The sequence below is a fragment of the Cohaesibacter marisflavi genome, assembly GCF_900115225.1.
Lineage (GTDB): Bacteria > Pseudomonadota > Alphaproteobacteria > Rhizobiales > Cohaesibacteraceae > Cohaesibacter > Cohaesibacter marisflavi.
Window position 1 is genome coordinate 1 of the sequence record NZ_FOVR01000014.1, and the last position, 18378, is coordinate 18378.

Genomic DNA, 18378 nt, shown 5'->3' on the forward strand with positions numbered 1-18378 from the left:
CCTGTTCAGCGCTTTATCCGCGATCTGAAGCGGGCCGGTACCGGTTCTGGTGAGGCTTTTATCCCGCTTCATTTTCCAGCTGGCGATGCTCTGCAATTTGATTGGAGCGAAGAGCGGGGTGTCCTTGGCGGCGTTGAGCAGAAGATCAAGCTCGCCCATTTCCGTATGTGCTACAGCCGCAAGCCCTTTGTGATTGCCTATCACGGTGAAGCCCAGGAGATGGTTCTGGATGCCTTTGTGCAGGCATTGTCTTTCTTCGGCGGTGTTCCACGCCGCGTGATCATCGACAATCCCAAGACCATGGAGGTCTACGTGTCACGTTCAAAAGATCGGATATTCCACCCCCGGTTTCTGGCACTGATGAACCATTATGTGATGGAGCCAGTTGCCTGCACTCCAGCTTCGGGCTGGGAGAAGGGACAGGTTGAGAATCAGGTCCAGTTCTTGCGGGGTCGGCTGTTCACTCCCAAACCTGTCTTTGATGACCTTGATGCGCTGAACGAGTAGTTGCGCTTACGGTGTGAAGATTTGGCAGGTCGCCCCCATCCAGAGCGTCAGGACTGCATGATTGCCCAGATGTTCGAAGATGATCTCGCCAAGCTACGCCCACTGGGGCGGGCATTTGACGGATACGTGGAAAAGACCGTCCGCGTCCGCTCCACCTGTCTGGTTCAATATGACAGCAATCGCTATAGCGTGCCGTCGCAGTTCGCAGGGCAGCATGTCTCGCTGCGTGCCTATGCCAACCGGATCGTGGTCGTATCTGGCCAGGATATCATTGCCGAACACAAGCGACACTTCACCCGGAATATCAGCTATTTTGAACCTTGGCACTATGTTCCTCTTCTGGATCGCAAGCCCGGTGCCCTGCGCAATGGGGCTCCCTTTGTAGGCTGGCAACTCCCCCAGGCTATGCATTGGATCAGAGAGCATTATATGGCCGGGAAAGGCGGGGATCGGGAATTTGTCGACCTGCTTTTGCTGGCTCAGGATCACGGCATTGAAGCTGTCGAGATGGCTTGCGAGCTGGCGGTGGAACAAAACACCCTGCGCCTTCCTGCCATCATCAACCTGATCAACCATCTGGCAGAACCGGTCATCACGCCTCTGAGTGAGGCCTACGCCTATCCGCAATTGGCCTTGCCGCCCGAAGCGGACTGTAAACGCTATGAGACATTGTGCTCGGATAAGGGGGTTGCCGCATGAATGCTCTGATCGACCAACTGACCGCACTGAGGCTGCATGGTATGGCAGCTTGCGCCCATGATTTGCTGTCCGCGCGCAAGCCACCCATTGCCCGGCAGTGCATGTTTACATGCATGAGAGGGAGGTCTGACCACAGCGATAAAGCAACTGATCGACGCCGAGACTGTAGAACGGCGCGTGCGATCGATCCAGTATCAAATGAGGATCGCGAAGTTCCCCCACCACAAGGACTTCGCCACCTTCGATTACAGCGCTGCCGCCGTTGTCCAGACCCAGATAGAGACCTTCTGCACGGGACAGTTTACCGAAGAAGCTCATAATCTGATTTTGGTCGGCGGAACCGGGACGGGCAAGACACATATTGCCATCGCGTTGGGAACGACCTTGATCAACAATGGCAAGAAGGCGCGCTTCTATAACGCCGTCGATCTGATCAACGCCCTCATCAAGGAACAGGCCGATGGCAATACCGGCAAGCTCATCCGGCAACTGACAGCTCTGGACTGCGTCATCATCGATGAACTGGGGTATATTCCATTCCCCAAATCCGGCGGGGCGCTTCTGTTCCACCTGATCAGCAAGCTCTACGAGAGGACAAGCGTCATCATCACGACAAATCTGGAGTTCGGGGAATGGGTCTCGGTCTTTGGCGACGCAAAAATGACAACCGCGCTGTTGGATCGCGTCACCCATCACTGCGCAATCGTTGAGACCGGCAACAAGTCTTATCGGTTTGCTCAAAGCAGAAGTAAAAATCCCAGAGCTAAGCCCCCGGCTTGACCACAACCCCGCTTCGCTTCGTTTGGCTAGTGGGGCCACTGCACTACGCGGGGCTATGGACAAGCCTTCGCAACAACAACGCGGTCTGAAAAGGCCGCGTTAAACAGCTAAAGGGTGGGGCAATTTTAAATGCTGAAGGCGGGTCAGTTTTGAATGATTATTGACAGTTTATGGCCCCCGGTTGCCTCGTGGCAGCAAGCTTGATGGCTATCACAACTACTTGCGTGAGCGCGTTACCCAGTATCCAGATTTGTCAGGGCGGCGTCTCATGAGAGAAATCTCCGAAATGGGCTATGACGGTGGATACACGACCGTGTGTTCCGTCTCAGCGCCTATGGGACAGATTGGGTTGATTTGACAAAGGAGGATTCAGCAGTTACGCGTCACTCAGCCATCCAAGCCAGTCACTCAGAGTACCGTTTTCTTCGCCAGGAAGTTTCTGGCGGCTCAACCATGCGGAGCGCGCCTCCGTTGGGCTAAATCCGTAACGCGATTGAAACTGCCGACAAAAAGTTGAGCTGTTTGTGAAACCAAATTCATAAGCAACAGAGCTGACAAGTTTCTTTTCGTCGCCTCTTGTGAGCGCATTGTAACAGGCGGCCAGACGTCGGTTTCTTATGAAATTGACCACTCCACCATGTCTTCCAAAAAGATAGTAAAGCTGACGTCGGGAGATTCCCAAACCGGCACAGATCATTTCTGGCGAGAGGTTTGGTGATTTCAGATTATTGGCGATAAAGCGGCGGGCGCGATCAAATTGCGCAGCCGCGATTGGTGCTTTTGCTTCTTCTAATGCATCTGGTGTTTGACGCACCATCGCTCTTACGAGATGACCAAAAGCCTCACTGACAGCAATAGATTCAGTGCGGGTCAAACTGTCTATCCGGTTATTCAAGGAAAGAATAAAGTCACCGACGATACTAGACATAGGCCCGCTAACCTCTTGATGCTCGTTTTGATCAAGGGCATCCGCAATATCCCAAAAATCATCTCGACTGAAAAACAGTCCGGCATAGCTGATGTCATCCATCGCACCAACAAACGGCTTTGCGTAAGAGTGAAGAACCAACTTTCCGGGAGTTGCTCTGAAACTGCCTGTATCGCTTTGAGAAAGAGCTGACCCCTTCGTCGCGATGCTCAAACACCAGTGATCAAAGTTGGATTTGCGTACAATCTCTTTTGTGAAGGTGAAACTCATCGGAGAAAGTTCAAAGTTGGTCAATAACAACCGATCAAGATGATAAGAGGTGACGCGCCCTCTAAATCCTTCCGTCACAGGAGCGACAGATTTCAGATCACTCATTGTTGTCGTGAAATCACACCAGGCATCAAATTGCTCCTTTTTCTGAAAAGGCTCAGTGGAGAATTTCAAACTGGGAACAGGTTTCTTGCCCTGCAATTGTTCGTGTAACTGGGCTTCGCTTGTTTCCATTGCAGTTACTCCTGAATATCAATAATGCTGACAGCCGCTCAACAAATCCAAAATATCTTAAATTCACTAATTGCGTGAGACATTGAAACTTACACGTCAATTTTGTAGGCACCTTCACATACAATCAAGTGAAATCCATTCTCAAGACGCTTCGCATAAGGCTTTGGTAAAAAGCATGTGAACAGGAGACACTGGCTGGATTGCTACCGGCCCTCTATTTCCACCCATCACACCGGCTAAAAGAGCTATCTCATTCTCTTCTTTTAGTAATTCCCCGCCAAATCACTCCGGTTTAAGAACAAAGCAAGCGCCACCGTTCACTTTCCAAGAACACCAAAAACAGCCCTGCTTTGCACAAACGGCAATGATATTTGCACGCGCTGTAAATTCCTGGTGGCTCCCAAAGAACCTCGCAACTGTTATTCTTCAATACCATTCCAAGCAGTATCAATACTAATATTTTGAGATTTCTCGCCAGAAAATGGCAACTCAAAAAACAAGTAGCAACGGTATGTTTGATAAGTTTGCGGCTTTAAGGGCTGATCACATCAGCTCTCTTTGCATGAGCAGGGATATTTGGCGTAGCGATAAATATTTGGGCAACAAACGGGACTCTTCGTCTAGCTCTCAAGCATAGCGTTCTCAAAAATAGTCACGTTGAGACAATCAGGGGAACGACAATGAACAAACATAAAATCAATAATAAAAATGCGACTGAAACAGTGAAGCGAGCAAACACCAAGAACCTTCACTTTGCCCAAATGCATCGCCGGTCCTAAGCCCCGACGAGCTCTTCAAATTCACATTCCGTGTTTTGCATCCATTTTTCGCAAAGAGATGAACCTTTCGAAGACTTGAAGACACTTATCACTGAAGACAGCAAAGTGAACGTTCAGTATGCATAGACCCAAATCAACAAAGTCCCTCCCCAGGGGAGCGGCACCACAAACTGATGAAGCACTCTTGGCTGCCGTTGCAACTGGCGACATAAAAGCCTTTGAACAATTGCATGGAAAATACTTTCCGAAACTGATGCATTTCGCACGGCGCATCACGGACAGTACTGAGGCCGCAGAAGAAGTGGCCAATGAAACCTTGATGGTCGTATGGCGCACAGGAAGCCGGTTCGAAGGACGATCTAAGGCGTCCTCCTGGATATTCGGCATTGCCTATCGACTATCACTCAAGCAAAGGCAGAAGCTCAGTCGGCATAAAGGCCATGTTCTGCTAGAGGAAACGCTCATAGATGACGGCCAGAATGTCGCTGAGACGGTCATGAACAGGAAGGACCTGACCAGCGCTCTGCAGCAGTTGACACCTGAACTCCGTGCTGTTGTTGAATTGACCTATTACAACGGCTATCTTTATACGGAGATTGCGGAAATTCTGGACTGTCCGGTGGGAACAGTGAAAACGCGCATGATGACGGCAAGAAAACGTCTTAGAGGTTTTTTGTCTGAAGATGCGCCAAATTATTCGGAGAACGAAGTTGCTTAAGACCAGGAATTCTTCGTCGGACGACAATCATGATGATCTGTGGGAACTTATTCCATGGTATGTGAACGGAACCTTGTCCTCCGAGCAGCATAATGCTGTCAAAAGCCGCATGGTCAACAACCATGACTTTGCGCTCGAAGTTGCCCGCCAACAGCAGCTCGCCAAGCATGTCGCCACCGCCGACCCTTTTGAAGCACCCGTCTCGCGCAGTTGGGAAATGTTGCGCGCTCAAATCGAAGCTGAAAAGCCTCGCAGCAAACCGGCATTCAATCTTTGGAGCTGGCTTGGTAAATTCAAGACGGGATTCCTTATTGGTGGCGCTGGGGCGGTTGCATGCCTTCTGGCAATCGCGGTCTTCGTTCCAACGACAAGCAATAACACTTTCCAAACACTGACAAGCACCGATACCAATTCGCAAGCAACGATTAAGTTTCAGATTGGCCCAGACGTCGATACAGACTCTTTGCCATCTATCCTGTCCAGATATGGGCTTGAGCTTCAGAGCGGTCCAACCGAGACCGGCGTCTACACAACCAAGCCCAAACAGGGCGAAGATCTCGCCGCGCTCTCAAAGGCCTTGATGAGCGCGCCTGAAATCATCTTCGCTTCTCCGGCTGACTGACCATGCGGTGCTCAACCCTCACCGCGATTATGCTGCTCGCAATTGGCCTGGCATATCCCGCCGTTGCCCAGTCTCAGCCTTTCTTGCTGAAACCGGCCAACACAATCGCAACCAAGACCCATCTGATCCTGACAGTGCCTCTGACTGACAAGAAGGCGCTCGATAAAATTGCACGCGAGATCATGTCACGGTTTGGCGTGACGTTGACCGCCGAGTGGCCGCTCAAATCCATCGATGTCCATTGCTTCGTGGTGGAGGCAGATCCAAAAACCGACATGAATGCCCTGATTGCCCGGATGCTGGCAGACAAGCAGATCCGCACCGCGCAGAAGATGCAGGAATTCAAAACACTTGAAAGCCGCTATTCAGACCCTCTCTTCCCCATCCAGACGGCGCTGAAACAAATCAACGCCGTCGCAGCGCAACGCTATTCGACAGGATCAGGCGTTCACATTGCTGTGGTGGATTCTGCCATTGATGCAAGCCACCCGGATCTTCTGGGTCGTCTGACACCAGCCAAAGATTTTGTCGGCGTTGGCCAAACGAGCGTTGCTGAAGACCATGGCACGGCAATAGCAGGCATTATTGCAGCTGATGTCGCCAACGCGACGGGTATTGTCGGCATAGCACCGAAGGCGCAATTGACGAGCTTACGGGCCTGCTGGCAGGCCCCGAACGAGCAGGGAGAATGCAACAGCTTTTCTCTCGCCAGAGCGCTCAACTTCGCTCTTCTGAATGGCTATGATGTTATAAATTTGAGTTTGGGCGGGCCATCGGACCCGCTTCTTGAAGAGATCATAAAGGCCGCCATTCAAAAGAACATCGTGGTGGTCGCGGCCTGGGGTGAAAAGGAAGAAGCATCTTTTCCTGCGTCGGTCCCCGGCGTCATCGCAGCTGGTGGCCCAACAAAAACCAGCATCCCAGCCCCATCTGTTGATGTCATCAGCACCGCGCCGCACAACGATTATCGCTATGTTTCCGGTTCATCGGTTGCTGCGGCTCATATATCCGGAATATTGGCACTTTTGCTGGCCATGCACCCGGAGCTGACTACAGACTCTCTTGCCAATGCCCTGCATGCCTCGATCCGACAGCAGGATGGTGCACCGATGATCGATGCATGTGCGGTCTTGCTCCGCGAGGCGAAAAGCCCGTTATCCTGCAAGTAGTCCCCACTCTGCCTAACCTTTGTGCGTTCCAAAGCGCGATGCTTGCTTTGATCGAGATGGGAAAGTCATTCTCGTCCGCCTCACGCTGTTTTTTTACCCTTGCCGTGAACCAGATCAGTTTCTTTCAGCACTCATAGACTGACAGCACAATGGCTCAAGGGGAGTTTCCATGAAAGCGCGCATCGTTCCGATGATTTTGGCAATGGCCCTCTGGGCTATGCCGGCAGCAGCCCAAACTGACCGTGTCGTCGCGTTGGTTGTTTCGGTCGGCGGCGGGGCGCAACGCGCAGATGATATGCAAACCCAGTTGCAGTTGATGGGGGCGGAAACACTAAGGGCCCACGACCCGAACAACGCCCAACTGCGATCGATTTTGATGCGTTTTGCGCGGGAAGCTTCCAACGCACGAGCCACCTTCATCTATCTTGATGTGCCAGCGGTCAATTTCGAGGGACGGCCTTTCATTCTTCCCAAAGGAGCCACGCTTAAACGGCCGACAGACCTCTTCACCCAAGCCATCCCCATACAAGCCTTTTCCCGTTCTGCCGTGCAAGCCGAACAGGGCGGAGCAGTTGTCATTACGATTGTGCCACAAGACCGCTTGCTTGACGGCCTGAGCAACGTGACCAATGCCCCCGAAGCGGTGCTGGGGGCAAGTCCGGTCCTGATTTCAACGCCAGAGACCTTTGCCCCCGTTCTGGCGGCCATGGAAAAAAGCTCTGAAAAAAGCGAGGTCGAGATCGGAACCCTGCTGAGCGACATGCTTGTAAAGGACGGCATCTCCATCTCGGACTTGCCACGCAACCGGATCTTTCTTCGCCTCCCCCCGAAAGCCGAACCGGAACCGGTGGCTTTGCCAGCTCCGGTGTCTCAGACAACAAACGCCACAGAAAGTTCAGGCACCTCAGGCAGCTTGAATACCAGCTCGGTTTCCCCGGACAGCGACAATCCAAAGCAGGATGGCTTATCCGCAGATACTGCCAACCAAAGCGAACAACCCCAAGCATCAGGCCTCTCACTCACAGCAGAAACGACCGCACCTGCAGCCTCTGACGAGACATTGGAAGAGCTTGAGCTTCTAGAGCAAACCCTTTCGCGCGCTGCCAAACGGACGGTTCAGCGCGCGCTGCGAAACCAGCAACTCTACAAGGGATTGGTCGACGGCATCTTCGGCCCTCAAACCAGAGAGGCAATCGAGGCTTTTCAAAAAAGCCGCTCCGAGAAACAGACCGGAATACTCACACGAAGGCAGTTGCTGGACCTGAGTTCATAGGTGCAACAGCACCATTTATCGCAACTCATCACTAGCTACTCGGAAGAGAAATAGAGGATAACGACCCATGGGCTTGCGCCTCAAATATAACATCGCCCTGTTCCTGGCTTGCCTTATCGGCCTGCTGGCAGCTGCCGCGATTTCCTATTCGATTGTGCAGAAATCAGCCGTTGAAGAAGTCAAAAGGTCGGCTAATCTGGTGCGAGCCAACGCGCTGGCGGTCCGGTCTTATACGGTCAACAATATCGATCCGCTCCTGTCTGACAATAACGACGTTCTCTTTCTGCCAGAAACGGTTGCCGCCTTCTCGGCACAAACCGTGTTTGCAACCCTGCAAAAGCAGTTTCCCGAGTTTGACTACAAGGAAGCCGCGCTTGATCCGACCAATTTGGCTGATCTGCCAAATGAATTGGAAAAGTCGCTCATCAATCAGTTGAGAGACGATCCTGATCTTGAACAGATTTCGACAATCGTCGAGAAGGAAGGCAACAAGTTCCTGACCATAGCCTTCCCTCTGACCATCAAGCAAAAGGGGTGTCTTGCCTGCCATTCGACCCCGGATGCGGCCCCCCCTGCAATGATCGATCTATATGGACCGGATCACGGATTTGGCTGGAAACTTGGAGAGACCGTCGGCGCGCAGATCATCACGGCCCCCATGGCCATTGCAGACAAACGCGCAAGAGAAACCGGCATCATTCTGATCGCGGGCTTTACTGTCGTGTTCATTCTGGTCTTCGCCATCACCAACTTCATGCTCGGCCGCATTGTGCTGCGTCCTGTCCGTCTGATGTCATCAGCGGCGGAAAAAGTGAGCATGGGCGACTTCTCAGTGCCGGAATATAAAAAGCCGGGCAATGACGAAATCAGTTCCCTTTCCCTTTCATTCAATCGTGTGAGACGCAGTCTCGAACGAGCCATGAGCATGATCGATGACTGATTCCACTATCATCGCACCAGGGGCCGGCGCACGTCGGTTCATCGGCAAATATCGCATAGAGGGTATTCTTGGAGAGGGCGCGATGGGCATGGTCTATGCCGGTCAGGATCCTGACATTGGTCGGCCGGTTGCCATCAAAACGATCCATAAACACCTGATCAACGAATCTGGTGGTCAGGATTGGCTGGAGCGCTTTGCCCGCGAAGCACGGGCTGGCGGCCGCGTTTTGCACCCCAATCTGGTGACAATTTTCGACTATCTGCAAGAAGATGGTGTGCCCTATCTCGTGATGGAGCGCGTTCGTTCTATCACGCTGGAGGATAGACGTGATGCGCCCGAAGCGCTGCCGCTCGAAGAGATCCACGCGATCATATCGCAAATTCTCTCCGGCCTTGCCTGCATCCATGCGGCCGGTATCGTGCATCGCGACCTTAAGCCAGCCAATGTGATGCTGGCTGATGATGGCGTCGTCAAACTGACCGATTTCGGAATTGCCCGGCTCACTGCCATGGAGGCCACCGGAGCAGGCATGGTCGGCACACCAGCATACATGGCGCCTGAACAGCTCACCGGAAGCGAAGTCGATGCACGGGCTGATATCTACGCCTGCGGCATTCTGCTGTATGAGTTGCTGACAGGTCGCAAGCCCTACAAGGGAGGTGGCGCAGAAGCCTTGTTCGCAGCAATGCGCAACGGACAGATCACACCACCGAGCACCCATATTCCCTCGATCAGCCCGGAGCTTGACGCCGTCGTGCTCAAGGCCATGAGCGTTGATCCCGAGGAACGCTTTGAAGGCGCGGTGCAAATGCGCGAAGCGCTGTCCCGCATCATGCCCACAGCAGACCGCACAGGCCTTATCGACATAGCACCGCCGCCTCACCCGACCAAGCGCAAGGCCGGCGCTTCACCTGATACCCTGCTCGACCGGATGAGCGAACAAAGCATGCGCAAGGTCGAGCATCACCTCACCTCCAACATCGGACCAATCGGCAAAGTGATTGCCCGCCGGGCAGCGGCGAATGCCACCAGCACCGAAGAGATGATCGAGACAGTGTTACGGGAGTTCGACGATGAAAAGGAACGTGACGATCTGCGCCGCATCATGCGCAAGGCATTGGCAGACACACAGAACCAAACAGCGGCAACAGACGCATTCTCGAGCGAATATTTGCAGACACTGACAAGTCTCATGACAACCGAGCTTGGACCGATCGCGCGCGTAGTCGTTAAAAAATCAGCTCAAACGGCTGGCTCTTCGCAAGAACTGATCAGACAGCTTTCCGAGCATATCGATGATGATGCCGAACGACAGAATTTCGTCAATGCCGCAGAAAAGCTGCTGCGCTAATTCCTCGCAACCTGGCTCCCGGATAGCAGAGCCATCAATCGTAAGGAGCCCACATGCTCGATCTGGATGAATTGCTGCGCAGTTTCGGAGACGATGCTCCGAGCGGGATGGACCTTGAATATAACCCAGACTATATAGCTCTGACACTGGCCAACGAACCGGGCGAGGAGCGGGTCGTGGGGGACGCGTTCATTCCTGCAGAAGACCCTGATTTTTCCGAGGTCGAGAAGGCTGCGAAAGAACTCCTTGCAAGAACAAGGGATTTACGTGTTGCCGTGATGCTGGCCAATGCGTCATTGCGCACCGGCGGCCTTCTCTCCTTCGAACCGGTTCTGGAGTATATCCGCAGAAGTCTTAGCGACTATTGGGACAGTGTCCATCCGCAACTCGATGAGGAGGATGACAACGACCCAACCATGCGCGTCAATGCTGTGATGGGGCTGACAGATCGAGAAGGCCTCTTGGCCTCCCTACGCATGGTGCCACTCGCGGAAAGCCGCACCTTCGGCCTTTTCAGCCTAAGGGATCTTCAAATAGCGCAAGGTGAAATATCCGCTCCGTCGGATATGGATAGTGTACCGACACCGCAGACCATTTCCGCAGCCTTTCAGGATACCGATGCCTCCCATATCGAAGCACTCGTTGCCGCAGTTACCGCATGCCTTGAGCATGTGACGGCGATCTCTTCGGAATTTGATGAACAGATCGGCACGCTGGGCCCAGACCTCGATCCTCTAAAAGAGATCCTCAGCTTGATGAAAAAGCAGATCGAGGCCTATACCGGTACAGTCCTTTCCCCAAACAATGCAGAAATGGGCGATGAAGGCGATCTGAATGGACACGAAATCTCCTCAGACGCCCCGGCGTCTGCCGCATCTGCGGCTTCAACTTCGGCTTCAGGAGCAATCCACTCCCCTGAAGATGTCAGACGGGCGATAGACCGGATCATTGACTATTACGCCCGCCATGAACCGTCCAGTCCCGTGCCGCTTCTACTTTCGCGTGCCCGCCGTCTCATCTCTGCGGACTTCTTTACCATCATGCAAGACATGGCTCCTCAAGGCGTGGAGAATGTCTCGCTGATCGGCGGCATTGAAGAAAATGACGAATAAATCACGTTTCGCATGAACCTTTTCGTGCGTCAGGGACCACACATAGCCAGTTAGACAGGGGAGCCTTGATATGGCCGACAGCAGCCAGAAATTTATAGCGCGCAATCGCGCCCCACGCGTACAGATTGAATATGACGTGGAGCTCTATGGAGCAGAAAAGTCCGTTCAATTGCCTTTCGTGATGGGTGTCATGTCCGATCTTTCGGGCAAATCCGAAGAGCCACTGCCAGCAGTCGCTGATCGCAAATTCCTTGAGATTGACGTCGACAATTTCGACGAGCGCATGAAGTCGATGAAGCCCAGAGCCGCCTTCACTGTTCCCAACACACTGACCGGTGAAGGCAATCTGGCAGTCGATATCACCTTCGAGAGCTTGGACGATTTTTCACCTGCTGCAATAGCACAGAAAGTTGAGCCCTTGAAGAAACTGCTCGATGCACGAACCCAGCTTTCCAACCTGACCACCTACATGGATGGCAAGACAGGCGCTGAAAATCTGATGGCACAGATTATTCAGGACCCCAGCCTTTTGCGGGCATTGGCTTCGACCCCGGCTTCTAGCAGCGACAGCGCACAGAGCGAGGAATGAGTGATGAGTGAAACAATGAACCAGACCGCCGGGGCCTCAGTTGATACGCAAAGCGCCTTCGGCTCTTCAGAATTCGCTTCTCTTTTGCAGAAAGAATTCCGTCCCAAATCTGATCAGGCCAAGACGGCCGTGGAAGAAGCGGTGCGCACTCTTGCCGAGCAGGTATTGCAGAATGAAGCACTGGTCTCTGACGACGCCTTGCGCTCTATCGAAGGTATCATCGCCGAGATCGACAAAAAGCTCACCGAGCAGGTCAATCTCATTTTGCATCATCAGGATTTCCAGAAGCTGGAGAGTGCCTGGCGCGGCCTGCATTTCCTGGTCAACAACACTGAAACCGACGAGATGCTGAAGATCCGCGTCCTCAACATCTCTAAAAAGGACCTCTCCAAGACCTTGCGCAAATTCAAAGGCACGGCTTGGGATCAGTCTCCCATCTTCAAAAAGCTCTACGAAGAGGAATATGGTCAATTTGGCGGTGAGCCTTACGGCTGTCTTGTCGGCGACTATTATTTCGATCACAGCCCTCCCGATGTCGAGCTTCTTGGCGAGATATCAAAGGTTGCAGCGGCTGCGCACGCTCCCTTCTTGACAGCGGCCGAGCCCTCCCTGTTCCAGATGGATTCCTGGTCCGAATTGGCGAACCCGCGCGATCTGACCAAGATTTTCCAGACCCCTGAATATGCCGCATGGCGGTCTCTGAGAGAAAGCGAAGACAGCCGCTATCTGGGCCTTGCTATGCCCCGCTTCCTCGGGCGCCATCCTTATGGCGAGAAGACAGACCCGGTTGATGAATTTTCATTTGAGGAAGACACAGAAGGGGCCAGTTCCGACAAATATTGTTGGGTCAATGCCGCCTATGGCATGGCACGCAACGTAACCCGCTCCTTCAAGGAATATGGCTGGTGTACACGCATTCGCGGCGTTGAGTCCGGCGGAACGGTTGATGAGCTGCCAACGCATACCTTCCCGACAGACGACGGTGGCGTGGACATGAAATGTCCAACCGAGATCGCCATCTCGGATCGTCGGGAAGCGGAACTTGCCAAGAATGGCATGATGCCTCTCATCCATCGCAAGAACACCGATCTGGCAGCCTTTATCGGGGCACAGAGCCTTCAAAAGCCGGCAGAATATGACGATCCCGATGCCACGGCAAACGCCAATCTTGCGGCGCGCCTGCCCTATCTCTTCGCGACCTGTCGCTTTGCCCATTATCTGAAATGCATCGTGCGCGACAAGGTGGGGTCCTTCCGGGAACGCAACGACATGCAGGAATGGTTGCAGGATTGGATCAACAAATATGTCGACTTCAATGCAGAGACGTCTCACGAAGACGAAAAAGCGCGACATCCTCTGGCAGCAGCCGAAGTCGTGGTCGATGAGGTGGAAGGCAACCCGGGCTATTACAGCTCCAAATTCTTCCTGAGACCGCACTATCAGCTGGAAGGCCTGTCTGTCTCGCTTCGGCTGGTTTCAAAACTGCCGTCTCAGCGGGGACAGTAAGCATCGATGGAGCCGGAACCGACGGCTCCACCCCTCAACTTCATGACAATTCGCACTTTTTCAAGAGGAACCTATCATGGCCTATGACGCCTTCCTTTACTTCAAAGACAAAGACAAACCACACGGTGAAACGCTCGACTCGTTTATGGGCAAACACGACGCGTTCGAGCTGTCCGAATTTGGTTTCGGCGCTGAAAACACAGCCAATATCGGGTCCGCGACCGGCGGCGGTGGCTCTGGCAAGGCAACCTTCAAGCCCTTCACAATCAAGAAACGGACCGATACAGCATCCTGCGCCCTGTTCCAGCAGATGTGCCGGGGCACCCACTATGACGAAGCCATCCTGGAATTGCGCCGCTCGGGCGGTTCGGAAAAATCGTCTGGAGCCACGGTCCTCAAAATCAGTTTCATGATGGTCTATGTCACAGACATGGGGTGGAACGGCTCGGATGGCGACGACATTCTCGAAGAGGATCTCACCTTCGAATATGGCGCCATCAAGATCGAATATTTCCAGCAAGGCAAAGACGGCAAGGTGAAAAAGCCGACTGTCTCCGGCGGTGCCGAAGCCGTCTGGAGCCGCGTTCTCAACACGAACAAATACGCAGCCGGTATCTAATTCGTCAGTCAGAAACGAATGCCCCGGCGCTATGGCGCCGGGCTACCCCGAACCAAAGGTGGCAACGTCATGATAGCAGAGCAAAGGCTCAAGGAAGGCGATCTGGAAGGTGCTTTGAGCGCCTTGCAGGATGACATCCGCAAGGCGCCTCAAGATGCCAGTTTACGCATATTCCTGTTCCAGCTGCTTTGCGTCATGGGAGCATGGCAACGTGCTGTTCAACAGTTGAAAACCTGTGCCACTCTCGATCCTCAAGCCAATGCCATGGCGCAGATGTACCGGACCGCAATCATTAGTGAGCTTTATCGGAACGAGGTTTTCCAAGGGGCAAAACAACCACTGATCTTTGGCGAACCAGAGGACTGGATCGCGTCGATGATTGAGGCTCTCAAATATCAAGCATCCGGTGACATGGCTGCCGCCGAGGACTTGCGTGCACATGCCTTCGAAGTGGCGCCCGCCATTGGAGGGCAGTTGGACGGCCAACCCTTCGGGTGGATTGCCGATGCGGATCCTCGATTGGGGCCGATACTGGAAGTCATTGTCAACGGCCGTTATTTCTGGGCGCCCTTTTCAGTGATGAGACAGGTGCATATAGAGGCACCAAGCGATCTGCGAGATCGTGTCTGGATGCCTGCGACCATTACATGGTCAAACGGAGGAGATGCTGTTGGTCTGATCCCGACCCGTTATGTCGGAACGACAGGGTCCAAAGACAATCAGCTTCTGCTCTCGGCATCGACTTCATGGCAGGAAGGCAATGGCAACCTGACAGCATCCGGGCTCGGGCAACGCCTCTTTGCCACCGATCAATCAGACTTTGCCTTGATGGATGTTCGTGAGCTTGTGCTTGACGAAACAGCGGACCGAACAAGTCCACCTGAACGATCAGGAGGTGACCATGGCTGATCTTCTGCTAGCAGAACGATTGCAGCCTTCCCTGCTCGACCGTTTGACCGATGAAGCGCCCGGGCGAGACATCGACAGCGAAGCGGAACAATTTATCGACATAAACAGGTTGAGAAAAATCATTCACAGAGATCTCACCTGGCTTCTCAACTGTTCGAATATCGAGGCGATGCATGATCTCGATCTATTCCCCAATACTGCCGCATCGGTTGTGAATTTCGGCATTTCAAATCTCTCCGGGACGGGGAACACACAGGGACGAATTGCCTCGATCCAGCAAACGATCCGCAAGGCAATTGAAGTTTTCGAGCCCAGAATTCTGCGGGAAACCATCGAGGTTACCCCTTTTCGAAAAAAAACCGATAGCGATGCCGTCATTGCCTTCGACATCCGAGGGGAACTGTGGGCCAAACCGGTTCCGGTTGATCTTTATTTACGCACCGCTCTGGATGTCACCAACGGCGATTTGACAATCAAGCAGGTTTAGCAACATGGACACCCGACTGCTCAAACATTACGAAAGCGAACTCGATTATATCCGCGAAATGGGTGGAGAGTTTGCTGAAGCCTACCCGAAGATTGCTGCACGGCTGGGCATGAAGCAAACAGAAGTGCTTGATCCTTATGTGGAACGCCTGCTTGAGGGTTTTGCCTTTCTTTCTGCCCGCGTTCAGTTGGAACTGGATTTGCAGTATCCTGTTTTCACGCAAAATCTGTTGGAAATCGTATATCCGCATGTCCTCGCGCCGACGCCTTCGATGATGATTGCACACCTCAAACCGGATATTTCACAAGGCGGCCTTGAAGAAGGATATACGGTCAAGCGCGGCACAATCCTGCGCGGAAGAATTGTTGACGGAGAGCAGACCGCTTGCCAGTTCAGTACCGCTCAGAACACGACCTTATGGCCTTTGGAGATTTCCGAGGCTGAGTTTGTGATGGGGCGAGGCGAACTCGTCGCGGCAGGGCTGGGAAAAGGCAATCAGGCAAAATCTGCGGTGCGTATACGCCTCAGACATGCCGGAGGGCTTCCGATCAACACGCTTCCGCTTGAAAAACTGACCCTGTTTCTTTCCGGCTCCGGTGCCGAGCCATGGCGACTATATGAGGCGATCCTCAGCCGGGCTGTTGCAATAGCCGGTCGCTCGACGGACAGACGGGCCGACTGGACAGAGCTTCTTGGCAAGGACATCTCCCCCCGCGGTTTTGAAGCGGAAGAGAGTCTTCTGCCAACGCCGGGTCAGTCGTTTGAGGGATATCGCCTGCTTCAGGAATATTTCGCCATGCCCGAGCGGTTTTTCTTCATTGACCTGGGAGGCATACAAAAGGCAGTCCACCGGTGCGGCGACAATGAACTCGACTTGTACATTCTGCTGGAAGATGAAAATCCCGAGCTCAAGTCAGTGAGCAAGGAGAGCTTCGACTTGCATGCGGTTCCAGCGATCAATCTGTTTTCCAAACGCTGCGATCGCACCCGTATAGCCGGCACTGAAATTGATCATCATATTCAGGTGGATCGTACCGCACCATTGGACTTTGAAATCTTCCAGTTGGAAAGTGTCACAGGCATAGCGAGCGAAGGCGCTGACGACGTTCCATTCCGCCCCTTTTACAGCGCAGAAGACTTCACTCCGTTTGGGGAAACGCATACGGCCTACTTCAATGTCCGCAGACGAATGCGCCAGCGGTCTGAGAAGCAACGCTTGAAGGGCATTCGCACCTCTTATCTCGGGTCCGAGCTTTACGTCTCGTTGTGTGATCGCACTCAGGCGCCATATCCCGGACAGATCAAGCAACTGGCAGTGACAGCTCTTTGCACAAACAGGGATTTGCCACTCCTAACCCCTGTTGGCTCAGGCGACACCGACTTCACATTACCGGATGGCGGGCCGGTCGCGGAAATCCGCGCCATTGTGCCACCAACCCGTCCACATCAGGGGTTGGCCGAGGGAAATCGTGCCTGGCAGTTGATCAGCCATTTAAGCCTCAACTATCTTTCTCTATCCGACGCGGATCGGGGAACCGGAGCGGCAGCTCTTCGCGAACTTCTCGGCATTTACACGCCCTCGGGCGATGCCACCATAGCCAAGCAAATGGAGGGACTGATCAGTGTTTCCTCCCGTCCAATTGTCCGCCGCATGGCTGACGGACCGCTTTCCACAGCAGTCCGCGGATTGGAGATTCGATTGGGATTTGACGACAGCTTCTTTGAAGGCACGGGCTGCTATCTGCTCGGCGCAGTTCTTGACTCCTTTTTCGCCAAATATGTCACGCTCAACAGCTTCACCGAGACCGTCATCCATTCACAACAAAGAGGGGACATCCGACGATGGCCAGCCAGGAGCGGGAGGCGGGTCCTGATCTGAGCCGTCTGGAAGGCCTCAAGGACTCCCCACAAACACATCATCTGTTTCAGGCCTTACGTCTGATCGAGACCGTTTATGCCAACAATCCACGCCTTGGTCGCTCCCGCAGGCCCTCTGAGGATGCGGTGCGCTTCGGTCAGGAACCAGAGCTTGCTTTTCCAAGTTCGACCATTGCAGCTTTTAAAAGCAATCCGGAGACGGGCTCCCCCCGTTTAACGCAACATGCGTTCGGTCTGTTTGGCCCCAACGGAGCCTTGCCTCTGCATTTGACGGAATATGCCAGAGATCGCCTGCGCAACCAGCATGACCCGACCTTTGTGGCCTTTGCTGACATGTTCCACCATCGCATGATCTCCCTGTTTTATCGCGCGTGGACAACAGGCGAACCGGCTCCGTCCTTTGATCGCGTTGACGATGATCCCTTCGGAGAAAAGCTTGACGCCATCGCGGGCGTCGCTGGCGAGGCCTTCAATTGCCGTGACGCCATGCCGGATCTGGCTCGTCGGCATTTTTCGGGCCTTCTGTCGGCAAGTCCTCGCAACGAATCCGGCCTGGTTGCCATCCTGAAGCGGTTTTTCAATGCGCCCATAACCATTGAAAGCTTCGTTGGTAGCTGGCTTCATCTGGAACCCCATGATCGCGGACGTCTGGGCGCTGTGGCCCTTGGACAAGGCGCCAACCTTGGCGAGAAAGTCTGGTCCCGAGAAGCCAAATTCCGCATTCGGATCGGTCCGCTATCTCTTGCAGACTATGAGCGTCTGCTCCCGGGGGGCCGAAGCATCAAGCGCCTTGGCGCCATCGTCCGCACTTATGCAGGAGACACTCTGGAGTGGGACGTCAATCTCATCCTCAAAAAGGAAGAGGTGCCACCAACCATTCTTGGCGCGAACAGTGCTCTGGGACAGACAAGCTGGATTGGCACTCGGGATGATGAGGATGCCGACGATCTACATATTACGGCTCCGACGCATCACGCGCTGTGAGCACGACTTTACAGGGAAGAATCC

General features: G+C 53.6%; 18 protein-coding genes and 1 pseudogene. 18 read left to right on the forward strand and 1 reads right to left on the reverse strand.

Going from position 1 to position 18378, the window contains the following annotated elements:
• The 4 genes and pseudogenes from istA to BM258_RS25125 form a co-directional block, all read left to right on the forward strand.
• Positions 1–507, forward strand: a 507-nt coding sequence (gene istA / locus BM258_RS19960; RefSeq protein ID WP_139229337.1) for an IS21 family transposase, incomplete at its 5' end; no start/stop codon positions are given.
• A 21-nt stretch (positions 508–528) separates the two neighbouring features.
• Positions 529–1206 (forward strand): Mu transposase domain-containing protein, encoded by a 678-nt coding sequence (locus tag BM258_RS19965; RefSeq protein WP_139229338.1) that lies wholly within the window; start codon positions 529–531, stop codon positions 1204–1206.
• 177 nt (positions 1207–1383) lie between these two features.
• On the forward strand, positions 1384–1986 hold the full coding sequence (gene istB, locus BM258_RS19970; RefSeq protein ID WP_244544788.1) for an IS21-like element helper ATPase IstB: 603 nt from the start codon (positions 1384–1386) through the stop codon (positions 1984–1986).
• A 169-nt stretch (positions 1987–2155) separates the two neighbouring features.
• Positions 2156–2302 (forward strand): annotated as a pseudogene (locus BM258_RS25125) (IS21 family transposase); the annotation flags it as partial.
• Positions 2303–2362: 60 nt separating this feature from the next.
• On the opposite strand, the gene BM258_RS19975 reads toward BM258_RS25125, so the two are convergent.
• Positions 2363–3418, reverse strand: a complete 1056-nt coding sequence (locus BM258_RS19975; protein WP_090075008.1) for a helix-turn-helix domain-containing protein — start codon at positions 3416–3418, stop codon at positions 2363–2365.
• Positions 3419–4315: 897 nt separating this feature from the next.
• Between BM258_RS19975 and BM258_RS19980 the strand changes: the two genes are divergently transcribed.
• From BM258_RS19980 to tssG, 14 genes are all read left to right on the forward strand, one after another.
• On the forward strand, positions 4316–4915 hold the full coding sequence (locus BM258_RS19980) for an RNA polymerase sigma factor (RefSeq protein WP_090075009.1): 600 nt from the start codon (positions 4316–4318) through the stop codon (positions 4913–4915).
• Positions 4908–5537, forward strand: coding sequence for a hypothetical protein (locus BM258_RS19985; protein ID WP_090075010.1), 630 nt, complete (start codon positions 4908–4910; stop codon positions 5535–5537). The genes BM258_RS19980 and BM258_RS19985 overlap by 8 nt, the downstream gene beginning before the upstream one ends.
• Before the next feature lie 2 nt (positions 5538–5539).
• A complete protein-coding gene (locus tag BM258_RS19990; RefSeq protein ID WP_090075011.1) occupies positions 5540–6706 on the forward strand; it encodes a S8 family peptidase in 1167 nt (388 codons plus the stop codon).
• Positions 6707–6875: 169 nt separating this feature from the next.
• Positions 6876–7979: a peptidoglycan-binding domain-containing protein gene (locus tag BM258_RS19995; protein ID WP_090075012.1), complete on the forward strand. Its 1104-nt coding sequence runs from the start codon at positions 6876–6878 to the stop codon at positions 7977–7979.
• Positions 7980–8046: 67 nt separating this feature from the next.
• Positions 8047–8919, forward strand: coding sequence for a Tll0287-like domain-containing protein (locus tag BM258_RS20000; protein ID WP_090075013.1), 873 nt, complete (start codon positions 8047–8049; stop codon positions 8917–8919).
• Positions 8912–10270, forward strand: coding sequence for a serine/threonine-protein kinase (locus BM258_RS20005; protein WP_090075014.1), 1359 nt, complete (start codon positions 8912–8914; stop codon positions 10268–10270). Before BM258_RS20000 ends, BM258_RS20005 begins: the two co-directional genes overlap by 8 nt.
• 53 nt (positions 10271–10323) lie before the next feature.
• Positions 10324–11382, forward strand: coding sequence for a type VI secretion system protein TssA (gene tssA, locus BM258_RS20010; RefSeq protein WP_090075015.1), 1059 nt, complete (start codon positions 10324–10326; stop codon positions 11380–11382).
• A 70-nt stretch (positions 11383–11452) separates the two neighbouring features.
• Complete coding sequence (tssB, locus tag BM258_RS20015) at positions 11453–11971, forward strand: type VI secretion system contractile sheath small subunit (protein ID WP_090075016.1); 519 nt, start codon at positions 11453–11455, stop codon at positions 11969–11971.
• A gap of 15 nt (positions 11972–11986) precedes the next feature.
• Positions 11987–13477 carry a type VI secretion system contractile sheath large subunit gene (gene tssC, locus BM258_RS20020; protein ID WP_090075091.1) on the forward strand — a complete coding sequence of 497 codons (1491 nt, stop codon included), beginning with the start codon at positions 11987–11989 and terminating at the stop codon, positions 13475–13477.
• 76 nt (positions 13478–13553) lie between these two features.
• On the forward strand, positions 13554–14096 hold the full coding sequence (locus tag BM258_RS20025) for a type VI secretion system tube protein Hcp (protein ID WP_090075017.1): 543 nt from the start codon (positions 13554–13556) through the stop codon (positions 14094–14096).
• Between the two features lie 69 nt (positions 14097–14165).
• Positions 14166–15005 (forward strand): type VI secretion system accessory protein TagJ, encoded by an 840-nt coding sequence (locus BM258_RS20030; RefSeq protein ID WP_090075092.1) that lies wholly within the window; start codon positions 14166–14168, stop codon positions 15003–15005.
• Complete coding sequence (gene tssE / locus BM258_RS20035; RefSeq protein ID WP_090075018.1) at positions 14998–15492, forward strand: type VI secretion system baseplate subunit TssE; 495 nt, start codon at positions 14998–15000, stop codon at positions 15490–15492. The genes BM258_RS20030 and tssE overlap by 8 nt, the downstream gene beginning before the upstream one ends.
• Before the next feature lie 4 nt (positions 15493–15496).
• Positions 15497–17371, forward strand: a complete 1875-nt coding sequence (gene tssF / locus BM258_RS20040; RefSeq protein ID WP_090075019.1) for a type VI secretion system baseplate subunit TssF — start codon at positions 15497–15499, stop codon at positions 17369–17371.
• The gene (tssG, locus tag BM258_RS20045; RefSeq protein ID WP_090075093.1) at positions 17335–18354 is read left to right on the forward strand and encodes a type VI secretion system baseplate subunit TssG; all 1020 of its coding nucleotides are present in this window, start codon (positions 17335–17337) and stop codon (positions 18352–18354) included. The genes tssF and tssG overlap by 37 nt, the downstream gene beginning before the upstream one ends.
• Positions 18355–18378: the final 24 nt, after the last annotated feature.